Origin of the sequence: Nostoc sp., from assembly GCF_036917435.1 — a bacterium.
Lineage (GTDB): Bacteria > Cyanobacteriota > Cyanobacteriia > Cyanobacteriales > Nostocaceae > Nostoc.
In genome coordinates this window covers 175,492-188,729 of record NZ_JBALDM010000012.1, presented here as the reverse complement: position 1 = coordinate 188,729, position 13,238 = coordinate 175,492, and the positions used below count along the sequence as shown (strand labels likewise).

The 13,238-nt window shown below is 38.5% G+C and carries 13 protein-coding genes; 5 read left to right on the top strand and 8 right to left on the bottom strand.

Annotated features, from left to right (window positions below; translation table 11 throughout):
- The first annotated feature begins 619 nt into the window (after positions 1-619).
- Entirely contained in the window at positions 620-1,000 is a 381-nt protein-coding gene (locus V7K98_RS05455; protein ID WP_335019807.1) for a calcium-binding protein, read from the top strand.
- Positions 1,001-1,122: 122 nt separating this feature from the next.
- On the opposite strand, the gene V7K98_RS05445 is transcribed toward V7K98_RS05455, so the two are convergent.
- The 3 genes from V7K98_RS05445 to folB all read right to left on the bottom strand — a co-directional run bounded on the left by V7K98_RS05445 (position 1,123) and on the right by folB (position 5,101).
- The gene (locus V7K98_RS05445; protein WP_335019806.1) at positions 1,123-1,284 is read right to left on the bottom strand and encodes a hypothetical protein; all 162 of its coding nucleotides are present in this window, start codon (positions 1,282-1,284) and stop codon (positions 1,123-1,125) included.
- Positions 1,285-2,342: 1,058 nt separating this feature from the next.
- Entirely contained in the window at positions 2,343-3,626 is a 1,284-nt protein-coding gene (locus V7K98_RS05440) for a GGDEF domain-containing response regulator (protein WP_335019805.1), read from the bottom strand.
- 1,106 nt (positions 3,627-4,732) lie between these two features.
- A complete protein-coding gene (gene folB, locus V7K98_RS05435) occupies positions 4,733-5,101 on the bottom strand; it encodes a dihydroneopterin aldolase (protein ID WP_335019804.1) in 369 nt (122 codons plus the stop codon).
- Positions 5,102-5,369: 268 nt separating this feature from the next.
- On the opposite strand from folB, the gene menD reads away from it, so the two are divergent.
- From menD to V7K98_RS05420, 3 genes are all read left to right on the top strand, one after another.
- Entirely contained in the window at positions 5,370-7,124 is a 1,755-nt protein-coding gene (menD, locus tag V7K98_RS05430) for a 2-succinyl-5-enolpyruvyl-6-hydroxy-3-cyclohexene-1-carboxylic-acid synthase (protein WP_335019803.1), read from the top strand.
- A 173-nt stretch (positions 7,125-7,297) separates the two neighbouring features.
- The gene (locus V7K98_RS05425) at positions 7,298-7,504 is read left to right on the top strand and encodes a helix-turn-helix domain-containing protein (RefSeq protein WP_335019802.1); all 207 of its coding nucleotides are present in this window, start codon (positions 7,298-7,300) and stop codon (positions 7,502-7,504) included.
- 35 nt (positions 7,505-7,539) lie between these two features.
- The gene (locus V7K98_RS05420) at positions 7,540-8,853 is read left to right on the top strand and encodes a site-specific DNA-methyltransferase (protein ID WP_335019801.1); all 1,314 of its coding nucleotides are present in this window, start codon (positions 7,540-7,542) and stop codon (positions 8,851-8,853) included.
- Here V7K98_RS05420 and V7K98_RS05415 read toward each other — a convergent pair.
- The 3 genes from V7K98_RS05415 to V7K98_RS05410 all read right to left on the bottom strand — a co-directional run bounded on the left by V7K98_RS05415 (position 8,828) and on the right by V7K98_RS05410 (position 10,795).
- Positions 8,828-9,775 (bottom strand): hypothetical protein, encoded by a 948-nt coding sequence (locus tag V7K98_RS05415; RefSeq protein WP_335019800.1) that lies wholly within the window; start codon positions 9,773-9,775, stop codon positions 8,828-8,830. The two genes, V7K98_RS05420 and V7K98_RS05415, sit on opposite strands and share 26 nt — an antisense overlap.
- Positions 9,772-9,846, bottom strand: a complete 75-nt coding sequence (locus V7K98_RS28865; protein WP_442940395.1) for a DUF4351 domain-containing protein — start codon at positions 9,844-9,846, stop codon at positions 9,772-9,774. The genes V7K98_RS05415 and V7K98_RS28865 overlap by 4 nt, the downstream gene beginning before the upstream one ends.
- A 124-nt stretch (positions 9,847-9,970) precedes the next feature.
- Complete coding sequence (locus V7K98_RS05410) at positions 9,971-10,795, bottom strand: DUF2887 domain-containing protein (protein ID WP_335019799.1); 825 nt, start codon at positions 10,793-10,795, stop codon at positions 9,971-9,973.
- A 141-nt stretch (positions 10,796-10,936) separates the two neighbouring features.
- Here V7K98_RS05410 and menB point away from each other — a divergent pair, with 141 nt between their 5' ends.
- A complete protein-coding gene (gene menB / locus V7K98_RS05405) occupies positions 10,937-11,770 on the top strand; it encodes a 1,4-dihydroxy-2-naphthoyl-CoA synthase (RefSeq protein WP_335019798.1) in 834 nt (277 codons plus the stop codon).
- 126 nt (positions 11,771-11,896) lie between these two features.
- Here the strand turns inward: menB and V7K98_RS05400 are convergent, their stop codons facing one another.
- Together V7K98_RS05400 and V7K98_RS05395 are read right to left on the bottom strand one after the other, a co-directional pair.
- Positions 11,897-12,214 (bottom strand): hypothetical protein, encoded by a 318-nt coding sequence (locus V7K98_RS05400; protein ID WP_335019797.1) that lies wholly within the window; start codon positions 12,212-12,214, stop codon positions 11,897-11,899.
- 472 nt (positions 12,215-12,686) lie between these two features.
- Positions 12,687-13,226 carry a DUF721 domain-containing protein gene (locus V7K98_RS05395; RefSeq protein WP_335019859.1) on the bottom strand — a complete coding sequence of 180 codons (540 nt, stop codon included), beginning with the start codon at positions 13,224-13,226 and terminating at the stop codon, positions 12,687-12,689.
- Positions 13,227-13,238 lie beyond the last annotated feature (12 nt).

Genomic DNA, 13,238 nt, shown 5'->3' with positions numbered 1-13,238 from the left:
TGATTATTACTTAATGAGCATTGATTAAATTCTATATTTTGCGTTGCCTTAATTTAACCCAACGTCACATCAATACATATAGTCAGTAGTCACACGTTAGGGCTAAAATATTGAATCAGTACATCAAGGTATAACTTAAACATACTAGTACTTACGCACTGGAAACTGAAACCTAGACTCTCTTTAACCTTCCTTAAAAATCTACGGTATACACACAAATCTTGCGGCAGCCATATCTTTATTAATTAATCTCGCACTGCGTCTCATAGCTGAAGTCCACTTAAGTGGACTAAATGAGCAGGAGATATTGCTGAGTCTGACAGTTGAGAGGGCGACAAAAATGTGGGTAGAGAATTTTTCTACTTCTATGTACACCGTAGCCCATAAATAGCCAACTTTTTAAGGGGGTTGCGAAAGTTCTTATGCGTAATACCAATTAACTATATAAGGAACGAACCGCAAAGGGCGCAAAGGACACAAAGAAAGAAGGAAGGAAGCCGAGGAAATTTGGCGCAACCTCATAAAGAAATGGTATAAGTCCTGTATATTCTATAAAAATTATTCCTAGCCAAGACTTTGGTAATATTATCGAAATGTTATACACGTAAAGCGTTATCTTATGCCTAATGTTGAAGCCGACGAAAACCGAGAGCATCGCATTAAAACAGAGATCATTGTAGATGCCGAAGACAAAGAAGACCGGGCTATGGGTTGGTATTACTACCTAGAAGAGACTCTCAATTTTCCCTTTATGGCTAAATGGACTAAGAAGGGACGCAAATCAGGCTCTATCGAGGAGAAACAAGTTGAAGTGCTGGGAATGGCCCCAGATGATGAGTGCTTAAAAGATATGTTTGTTGAAGTGGCTTATATTAATGGTAAGGATGATGATGTATATTCTGCAAAGTTATCTGAAGTAGTAGCCATTGATGCTGACACTGAAACTCAAGATGCGATCGCAGACTGGCTCTATTGGATTGCCAGAGGGTACAAGTTTTAAATTCTAGGATAAATACCGAATGACGCGGCGGGGATTGCCAGCAGCGACAACATTCTCAGGTATATCTTTGACAACTACACTGCCTAATTTATGCCAACCAATCTTTTTTGTCCAAAGCCCAACTAAAAATCCAATGCAGACTGAAAGTTTTTTATAAAGAGTTTGTCATCTAAAGTGAGTTCAGATTGTTTCAACTTTTTAAGCAGTATGTATCGCTTAATAGCTTCTTGCTGTAAATAAAGTTTATCCGCTTCAGCATATACAGCCTCAAAATTGTTTAGCACGATGTATTGGACTCCTTAGAACAAAGTAATAAGTGCAAAGAGGAACAATAGTGTTAATTTTTATTGTTATGATTAGCGATTTAGTTTTTGCCTGAAAACCAATTATTTGATGCTTCTCTCAAATCTTCTGATCTATACTCAGCTTTCCATTTACATGTAGAACAACTAAATTCAAAGGAAATATTTCTTATGTATTCGGTATATTTCAAATGAACTGAGTGGCAATTTGGGCAGAATCCCCTAATTATCAGTAACTCTAGTTCTTTCTCTTTTTTTATGTTGAACATCTTTGGAAAATTCAGTGACTTCCTTAATTAGTGTGAGATTGATTTTCCTAATCTTTAATATGATGAGGACTTACGCAAAAAATATCTCAAACCTTGATTTTCGCTAGGGGCAATTCATGAATTGCCCTTACCACGTGTAGTTTTGCATAAGTCCTAATGACAAATCATTTTTACCCATCATAATTAGCCGTGACCGAATCTTGACTCGACCCTTCCTTAAATCCTTAAAGAGTTAACTTAGTTAACACCGCTTAGGCGTATTGATCTGAATTGGTAATTTGAGATAAGCTAATCGGCATTTAACTTGCATCATCAGGGCGGGCAAGATGCAAGACACTGATAAAATTTTAATATGCAAATTAGATGTGTTTTAGCTTAGGAATGCAAACTTAATTCTGATGGAACGGAGAATGGTGCGTTACGCAACGCTTTCACACCCTACTTTTACACTTTATTTAATCTACGTTCCTTAGTAAGTATTTATAAGTAAGCTCTTAAGCTGTATGTAGCATTACAGGTATCTGTTTGAGATGATGTATTACCAAGTTGAAGATGTATAAGATAAGTATATAAAGTTTGAGTTTGTTACAAAAAGTTACAAAAAGTGAATTATACTATTGGATTTTGTATAAGTTTAAGTGGGCAGAATCGGATATCTCAAAATAAATATTTTTCTCTTGAGCATAAATAAATTTAGGGTCTTGAGACTCTTTTAACAATTTGTAAAGAAAATTGTGGTAATTTGATTTAAGTGGTAGCAGAAAAGACTAATTAACTAAATATGGCATAAGTAGCTTTTCCCTGCCGTTTAGCTCGGTACATGGCAATATCAGCATCCCGTAGGAGAGTTGCAGGCTCCTCATAACTACTAAAATTCCAAGTAATACCAATGCTAGCTGTTGTAGATAACTCATATCCATTCAGATTAAGTGGCGATCGCAACGATTCTTGAATCCGTTTAGCAACATTGGTAGCGTCAGTAATATCTTTAATATCCTCTAAAAGAACAGTAAACTCATCACCACCAAATCGTGCTACGGTATCGCCACCGCGTAAACACGACTCTAAACGTCTAGCGATCGCTACTAAAAAATCATCCCCTATTCCATGCCCAAAGCGATCGTTAATCTCTTTGAAGCCATCTAAATCCAAAAATAAAACTGCAAAATAATAATCGCTTCTGCGTTTGCTACGCTCAATTGTTTGTCTGAGCCGATCTAGAAATAAAACACGATTTGGTAATGCTGTCAGCCCATCGTAGAAAGCATTACGAATCAGTTGTGCCTCTGTCTGTTTACGTTTGGTGATATCTTGAAAAACTAAAACTGCACCAGTAATATTACCATTGCGATCGCGGATAGGTGCAAGATTATCCCCAATCGCTATCTCTTTCCCGTCTTTGGTAATCAGTGTGCTGTTTTCTGGTAAATCTAAAATTTTACCTGCTCCGATTACATTTGTGGCTAAATTTGCAATTGTTTCTTCTACATCTTTGTCAACTAACTTAACGACTTCTATTAAATCTTTGCCTAACGCTTCACTTTGCTTCCAGCCAGTGATTAGTTCTGCTGTAGAATTCATCATTTGAATACAACCATTTGCATAAGTCACAATCACTGCACAGCCCATACTGTTAATAATTGCTGCCAGCCTCTGTTTTTCTTCGTATAATATCTTTTTGCTCTGATGTTTGTACAAAGCCATTTCAACTGCAAACTGTAAATCACTTTCAATAAATGGTTTGACTATGTAATTAAAAGGCTCACTTAGCTGATTTTTATATAATGTTTTACATTCGGAACACTCTGTTATATATACTACAGGCACATGAAAGTGATTCTGGATAATATCTGCTACGTGTACACCGTTAATTTCACCAGCTAGGCAGATATCAATTAATACTAAATTTGGATGAGTTTCTGCTACCTTTTTTATTGCTTCTTCACCAGACTGAGTAATTTCTGAAACGGAATAGCCTAATTTTTGTAAACTCTTTCTAATATTTGAGGCTATGATTTTTTCATCCTCAACAACTAGGATTTTGCGGGCGAACATGGTGAAACAACCTGTTTGCTAAGGTTCAGATTTTTGTTGTTAGTGTCAACTCTATATAAAAGTTCTAATTTTATCATAAACAATCTTTTACTGCTCTGTAGTATTTCTTGATATAAATACCTACTCATGAGCAAATAGCATCATATTATTAACCTCCCATAAGTTCTGCGCTTGTCAAAGCTAATTGTGATTACTTTATGCAGTTAATATCATGCCATTAACATAGAATGTAGATTACCATATAATTACCAGCAATCAAAAAGTGATTTTTAAGGAGATGCAATAATTTTCCTGAAGAAAATAAATATTAAGTATAGTATTTATACAAAAATTAAGCAAGATTGAAGAAGAAGTCAGAATGGGCTAAACGCCCCGCTATTCGCGTACAGGAGTCAGAATCAATCAGTCGGGGATTCAGACCCGCCACTGTCGCTTCGCTTCAATTAAAAATTGATAATTAAAAATTGATTTCCAGTTTTTAATTTTACATTTTTAATTTTTAATTCCCGAAGGGTGGGGATCTTAAACCCAGTTATTCATCCGCCACTCGTACAGAATTCATTGCTGAATTCTGACTCCTGACTCCTGAATTCTGTTTAATAATGTTTTCAAGTTAGTTGAAAATTTTAATTGTAGTTTGTTGTATATAGCATGATAGTATCCACTCACTATAATATTACTAAAAATTAATTATTATCTGGAATTAAAGAGTTTAATATACCTTTATCTAAAAATAGTTTATGCCTCAGATGGAGTATAAACTCTCGTTTGAAACTGTCTTCTTTGGTAAGATATACAAGTTTTTTATATAGAACCAACAACTTTTCAAACATCCTCTAAGCATTCTCTATACACAGAAGATTTAGAGGATATCATTTTAGAACTATTGATTGCTTTTGATTAAGTATTAATCAAAAATTATGCGAACTGAAAATATGCAAATTAAATGCTCATTTGCAAATTACATGATGTTCTAGTTTTTTAACAACAAGGGTTTGCTGGGGGCAATGGCAGGAAATATTCTTTTGTAAGATACTTCCACGCTCCATATAAACCCCTTTTTTTACTAGCTTATAGATATTGAGATAAAAACCACGTTTTATGCTTTAGAGATTGGACTTAGTTTTGGTCAGTTCGATGCTAATTTTGCCACCAAAGTCTGGAATAGGTGCGGCAGGTTTGGTCAGAGTGACTTGGACTTTTGTTACAAAATCGCATTCTTGGAGAATAGAATCTGCGATCGTTGCTACCAATTTCTCCACCAAAGCAAACTTAGACGTTTTGACCAGATGTTGTATCAAGCCAATGACGCTGCGATAATCTAAAGTGTCTTCGATCGCGTCAGTCTTGGCCGCTCTAGAGATATCCAACCATAACCTCACATCTACCTCAAACCATTGTCCTAGCACCTGTTCTTCTGGTAAATACCCAGTGTAGCCATAGCCGCGAATTCCGGTTAAATGAATACAGTCCATAAAAGTTTGAAAGCAAATTGGGCATTTTGTAGAAAGTGGAGCAAGTTTGTTTGGAGATTTTCTTTCCTCCAAACTCGCGTGGCGGTGTTGAGTTCCATCACCGCATTAGGGAAAGGTTGGTTTACAAGCCATCCTTACGCAAAGGTGGTTCCAAAGTATCGAGGATCGGCTTCCCTCCCCTCGGACTTATTTTCACCAAACTTTCCCAGATGGATTTTAAATTAAATTTCCCTAGACAAAATCTAAAATTTCAGATTGTTTTATAGCTATGTTTGATTTAATGCCGATCGCCTTTAGGAATGTTAATCAACTTTGGGCTTACATTTTAACAGAGACGCTAAAGCGATTGGGATTGACTTGTGCGATCGTTTGCCCCGGATCGCGCTCTACACCTTTAGCAGTAGCCTTTGCTCAACAAGTACCTGAGATTGAAGCGATTTCCATTCTCGATGAACGCTCCGCCGCCTTTTTCGCTTTGGGACAAGCTCAAGCAACCGGACGCGCTGTAGTATTACTTTGTACCTCTGGTACAGCAGGAGCAAATTTTTATTCAGCAGTCATCGAAGCCTCATATAGTCACGTACCACTATTGATATTAACCACCGATAGACCGCCAGAATTGCGAGATTGTCACTCAGGCCAAACTATAGACCAGTTGAGATTATATGGAAACTACCCAAATTGGCAAACAGAGTTAGCCTTACCCTCCCCTGACATGGGAATGCTAGCTTATCTGCGACAAACAGTAATTCATAGCTGGGAAAGAACGCAAACTCCTACAAAGGGGCCAGTACATTTGAATATTCCCTTTCGCGATCCCTTAGCGCCTCTTCCTGATGGAATTGACTTGAGTTATTTGCGATCGCAGTTTCACCCAGAAAACTTTTTTGCAGGGATAACAAACCCATGCCCCATGCCCTATGCCCCATGCCCCATCCCCAAAGAATGGAAAGAATGCGATCGCGGCATTATTATTGCAGGTGTTGCCCAACCGTCGCAACCAGAAGAGTATTGTAGAGCGATCGCGCACCTTTCCCAAACTCTCAAATGGCCAGTTCTAGCTGAGGGACTTTCCCCAGTGAGGAATTATGCCGAACTCAACGCTTATTTGATTTCCACTTATGACTTGATTTTGCGAAATCAGGAATTAGCAAAGCTGCTAGCGCCCGAAATGGTGATTCATGTGGGTGAAATGCCTACGAGTAAAGAATTGCGTACTTGGATAGATGCAACGCAACCGCGACGCTGGGTAATTGACAAGAGCGACCAAAACCTCGACCCTTTGCATGGAAGAACAACGCATTTACGGATATCAGTAGAAGACATCAAGGTAGAAGAGAGAAATTTATCTTTATCCTCAGACTATGTAAAGAAATGGTGTGATGCGGAAGCTCAGGTTAGGTTAGCTGTTGACCAGACGATGGGGAAAATAGATGAAATAATTGAGAGTAAAGCAGCTTGGTTAATTTCTCAGATTTTACCGCCGGGAACGCCTCTCTTCATTGGCAACAGTATGCCTGTGCGGGATGTAGAATATTTCTGGAAACCGAATAATTTAGGAGTGCGATCGCACTTTAACCGGGGTGCAAATGGTATTGATGGCACATTATCCACAGCTTTAGGAATTGCCCATCGCCAGCAAAGTAGTGTGATGTTAACGGGAGATTTAGCTCTGTTACATGACACCAATGGTTTTTTAATCCGCAATAAATTTGTTGGGCATCTCACAATTGTATTAATCAATAACAATGGCGGTGGTATTTTTGAAATGTTACCCATCGCCAAATTTGACCCACCATTTGAAGAGTTTTTTGGCACTCCCCAGGATATTAATTTTGCTCAGTTGTGCGCTACTTATAATGTGCAGCATGAATTGATTACTTCTTGGCAGCAGTTGCAGAGAAGATTAAACCCACTACCAACTACAGGAATTAGGGTTTTAGAGTTGCAGACGAATCGGAAAAAAGATGCTAAGTGGCGACAAGATAATTTACAGAAGTTTGCCGCAGATATTGTAATTTAACTCTGCCGTTAAATATTACTAAATAGCGAGATGCAAGGTATTAAGTTTGCGAAATGTTTATGGTGTCAAAATTAAAAGTGATTTATATAAGCGTTTCAAGTACTAGTGATGCTGAAACTTGCAAAATATTATAATTAGTAGTACAATAACGACTCTAGCGATTTTAGCGACAAATGCGACAAAATGTAGAACATAACAATAATGAGAGTGAAGAAGATATTTCGTTTTTAACAACTATTGAAGTAGCTGAACTTCTTCGTGTTCACCAAAGAACTGTACAAAGATGGATATCATCAAACAATCTTAAAGCTACAAAAGTGGGGCCAAGAATTTGGCGGATCAGAAAAAAAGACTTAGATGAGTTCCTACAAAAGGAATAACAGTAGAAAACAAACAGAAGAAAATATTGACTCAGATGGCAACAGGAATACCTAGTAGAAATAGTCGTAAAAATAAAAAAGAAAATGTAATGCCTTTTCGTCTGGAATATGAAGGTAAAATTCCTATAGAAGATATATTAAAAATTCCGATAGCCAAGCTACACCGGATAATAAGTGTAGATGAACATCCAAGAAACAAATTAATATATGGAGAAAATTTAAGAGTTCTTAGTTCGTTCTTGAACGATGATACTGTCGCTGGTAAAGTTAGTTTAATTTATATTGACCCCCCCTATGCAACAGGGAGTAGTTTTGAGTCTCGTCAAAGAGACCATGCTTATCACGACCTAATAGAAGGTGCAGAATATTTAGAGTTTTTACGTCAACGACTGGTTTTACTAAGAGAACTTTTATCAGATGAAGGTTCTATTTATATACATTTAGATGACAAGATGGCTTTTGCTGTCAAAATTATAATGGATGAAATTTTTGGTTCTAAAAACTTTCGCAATTTGATTACAAGAAAAAAATGTAACCCAAAAAACTATACACGTAAACAGTATGGAAACACCTCTGATTACATTCTATTTTACACAAAAACAGATAATTATATATGGAATCAGCCTTTTAACCCTTGGACTGAAACTAATGCAAAGAAAGAATATCAATATGTTGAAAAGGAGACTGGAAGAGTTTATAAGAAAGTTCCTGTTCATGCACCAGGTGTAAGAAAAGGTGCAACAGGTCAACCCTGGAAAGGAATGCTACCTCCTCTTGGTAAACACTGGCAATATACTCCAAAAACTTTAGACGAAATGGATGCACGTGGAGAAATTTACTGGTCACCAACAGGAAACCCAAGAAGAAAAGTTTATTTAGATAATAGTCAGGGTATTTCAGTCCAAGATATTTGGCTTGATTTCAAGGATGCCCACAATCAAAATATAAAAATTACTGGCTATCCAACAGAAAAAAATCCAGATATGATAAAACGAATAATTCTAGCCTCATCTAATGAAGGAGATATTGTCTTAGATGCATTCGCTGGAAGTGGTACTACTGCTGCTATAGCTGAAGATTTAGGTAGAAAATGGATAGCTATTGATAATTCCCAACTTGCTATAACTACAATAGTTCAGCGTTTAGTTAAAGGGACAGAAGCAATGGGTGACTTCATTAACGGAAATAGTTCCGCCAAACATAAACAAAAGTGCTTAATAAGTATAAATAGAATTTTACGAAGTGGTCTAGATTTATATATTGAAGAAACACCAGAATTAGAGTTTATCTCTGATACTGTAATACATGATTGGGATAGCAAACTCAACTTTCAAGCCAATCTTGTGTAAATCTCTCATCAAGCATTTTCAGAGTGCATACCATTATTTTGCCACTACCATAACTTTCTAGACGAGCATAATCATTCCACATAGATCCTAGTAGTAATCCTGGGCCATCATTCAAAAAAAATACTTTTAAAGCCACTTTATATGTATCAGCATATCTGAGAATATCAGTTGCTTTATCTCGATTTCCACCAGTCCGATCATCTTCTTGAGAACCTCCTCTATCAGAGTCATAACGAGCAAATCCAACTACTAAGGGGGTTCCATCTAATCCAGATATAAAAATATCTGCTGGAGTTTGAGTTTCCCAATTATCTAAAACCTTATCAAGCATTACATCTTTTCCAGCACGAACTGGCCCCCGAATTATATAGCTTTTACCAAATACTCTGTCAAACCATAAGAAAAACGCTTCTGTCAAGTCATAGCCTTTTTGCCCCCGTTTACTCTGTTCTAAAAGAAGAGCCATAAGAGTTTCATCGGGTACAGGACGACTTTGCAAATTTTTTCTAACTTCTTCCAAGCTACGAAATCTATCACCAAAATCGTTAATTATAGTGGGAATATCACGTTTTTTCTTGGTCATTTCTACTGTCGTATCTGGTGATACATACCTCCGAAATACTCTAAGAAGTTGAATACGTAAAGGATCAGGCTCTTTTGTAATAATTTCAAGTAAATTTGCCGAGTTGGTTGCTTCGTCTACCAATTCTATGAAACGCTCCAAAACTTTCTCATAGAGCATTTTAGCTTCATCTAAAGAATCTGGATAGAATGGTGAGTCAAATATGGTAATCCACTTAGATGCAGTTACTTTGTAGCTACTGAATGAATTCAAATTACAATCTCCATTATCATAATCGATACAATCTTTTAAGTATAAAACACATAACTCTATAAAAAACTCCAAAGCTGACGCTTTCAAAGTTCCTCAGCAATTTCACCAAATCGCCGATTTAATTGTCGGATAAGGAGCGATCGCACTCTTTCTTCCACCGATTCCTGATAGCCGCGCGTGTCTTACAGCTTTACATTCATCAAAGGTTTGTGGCTATGAGAATTTTACCGGGTGCGTAGGCGTAGCCCACCGCAGGTATCGCCCTTTTTCTCTACGTGAAATTTACCCTGTTGCTTGACCTTGTAACCAGCTTTGCAAATCAGCAAGAGTAGAGAAATCTAACAAAGCATCACCTAAAGCTTCCAACTGTTCCACCGATAACCCTTGAATCTGTGACACAAGCGCATCAGGAATATTACCCACGCGCCGTTTTAATTGTCGGAAGATGACCTTTCTTTCTCCTTCTTCCTTCGCTTCCCGAATAGCCCGTGGTTCTTCCAAATTCAGTCCCAACATCGTTGCAATCTCCTCTCGACTCAGGTTAGAAAACTTGTAGACAATAATCGTCGTCACTAAATCAATTATCGCTTGCTCCGATTGTTGCCGTGCTTGCTCCAACAAAAACCGCGCCCCTTCAACTGCTTCCGTTTCCGAAGTAACATTTGTCAGCAACATTAAACCTAATCCCAAAGGTTGTTCTCGCAAATCTCCCAACTCATCCAGATAAACCCGCCTGACTTGGCCACTTTCTAACAAAGCGCGGTGAATCGAAGCGGAAGAAGGTTCCAGGCTGCGATCGCCAAAAATTATGACTCCAAACCAGTCATCGTAACGGATTGAGTGGCGATAGAGAAACAAAAACAATTCGCTAAAGAAGCGGTGATATAAGTCTTCGTCCTTCTGAAACTGTACTTCTGCAAAAAAGACGGTTTTGGAAACTGCATCAGCAGGAGGTAAAAACACTCCATCAATCCGAAACGCCGTTTCCTTGACTTCAACTGATTCAAACTGGTAGTTTTCCGCTTCTGGAGGTGGTTCATCTACTAATTCAAACAGCAAACCGGGAAATTGCTTAAATAATTTATAAAAAATGGTGTCACGTCGCATTTTTATTTCTCAACACCCAGACAATTACCAGATTGTAAAGTCTTGAGACACAAATTTTAGCGTAGGCGTAGCCCACCGTAGGTATCGCATGTCCCTACGTCCGCGATAAAATTCTCAAGCACAACAGCGCACTTCATACCAATGCAAATTAACTGGCAAACAGCCAAAACCTACGAAGATATCCTGTATCAAAAAACTGATGGCATTGCAAAAATTACCATCAATCGTCCCCACAAACGCAATGCTTTCCGTCCTGAAACGGTCTTTGAACTCTATGACGCTTTCTGTAATGCTCGTGAAGATACTACCATTGGTGTTGTCCTATTTACAGGTTATGGCCCGCACACTGATGGCAAATATGCCTTCTGTTCTGGTGGCGATCAAAGTGTGCGCGGACATGCGGGTTATGTGGATGAGACTGGCATCCCTCGCTTGAATGTGCTGGACTTACAACGCCTGATTCGTTCCATGCCGAAAGTGGTGATTGCTTTAGTCGCTGGATATGCGATCGGTGGTGGACACGTCCTACAGTTAATTTGCGACCTTACCATCGCTGCCGATAATGCCATTTTCGGACAGACTGGCCCCAAAGTCGGTAGTTTCGACGGTGGTTTTGGAGCCAGCTATCTCGCCCGCATTGTGGGACAAAAAAAAGCTAGAGAAATTTGGTTTCTCTGCCGCCAATATGATGCACAACAAGCTCTAGAAATGGGTTTAATTAATTGTGTCGTCCCAATAGAACAACTAGAAGCGGAAGGTATTCAATGGGCGCAAGAGATTTTAGAAAAAAGTCCGATCGCAATTCGGTGTCTCAAAGCCGCCTTTAATGCTGATTGTGACGGACAAGCTGGTTTACAAGAGCTAGCTGGTAATGCCACTCTCCTTTATTACATGACAGAAGAAGGGTCTGAAGGCAAACAAGCCTTTCTCGAAAAGCGTCCACCAGATTTTCGCTCTTTTCCTTGGCTACCTTAGAATTGCAAAAATCGCACCCTTTTTTGAGGTGCGATTTTTATACATGTCAAATTTAAAGCACTAAATATCTTAAAAACAAATCTTATCTTAAGCAAACTACAAAATCGGTTCAGTAATAATGGATAACTAAATAAACACTGCTTCAGTCTTGGCCTCTTCAGAATATATAGAGGCGGTTATTTCTTCTACAGGGATAAGAGCAGCATTATCTAAATCTGAGGCTAGGGAATGAGAACAAGCTAAAACTGGTGCTGCATCTGGCAAAGTCCAAGCATCTTCCAAGGTTTCCCAAGAAGGCGCAAAGGGTGGGAGCGCCAAAGAACAAGCCTTCCAAGTTGCTTGAACTGGCGCTCCCAACTGCTGGCACGTTCCACCACGGCGACCCTCTGGCTGGTAATGACGGCAATATTTACAGGCAGATGCAAAAAATTTAATAGGTTTCATTTGGATTCATCTTTAGTGCCGTTTCTGGCTGAACTTCACCCTTCTATTTTGCTTCTATACATAAAGACGGATAAAAGCCAAAAAGCCATTATTCTCTATAGCTTTCAGCGATCCCGACGAAAAAGTAAACTTTAGGATATTTTTATAATCTTGTTATATTTTTAAATATTTTAGAGAGTGCTTACCTATAGATTTTGGCTAAAACTTATTAGGGATCAAGATTAAAACTAAAGCTTTTGATTTATTTAGCCTTTTAACTTCCTCATTAAGGATAGCTTAAGGCATATAATTCCAGATAAATAGTCTGCTTTTAGCACCACACTCGACATGTTTTAGCCGTAAAACAATATTTTTTCTCAAGAATTAGAACTTTATTATATGGCAGCAGCAAATTACTTGACGATAAATTCTGCTCAACGAAATAATCGCTAAACTATTTTGCTTTCAATGTTTAGAGCAAGACTGACTCTCTTTAAAACTGTTTAGCAGCACAGATAGAACAGACTCCCCAGCGCTGGAGTTCGCCGGGTGGGGTGGGAGATTCACATTGAGGACAAAGGGGTAAGCCATGCGATCGCGATCGCATAATCTTCGTCCAATGTCCAAAAGCAGCATTTACATCCTTGGTGGGTATAACATCAGGGCGGCTAATTTCATCACCAAGGTAACTGGGATGCTCGTGGGGCGAAACCGTTTGTTGCTGTTTTCTCTCCACAGATGGAATCTGCCAGCCAGCAGTAGAGAAACGAATATCAACCAAAGGCGTTGGTAGCTTTTTATTCAACTTTAAAAGCAGAGACGTGCGGCCAAAAGTCAAGTTTTGCGCCCAAGCAGCACTAGAAGTTGCTACCGACAAAACATCGCGTTGAATCGCCAATGGTCGAGTATTTGCGGCAACTACTGGCCCAACGAGTTCTGTCCAACACTTGAGTAAGCATTGAAATGGTTGTTCCTGCCATTTAGCCTGCTTTTCTAGAACGCCCAAAATATCATTAATTGATTTCAACGACATCATTCTGAGTGA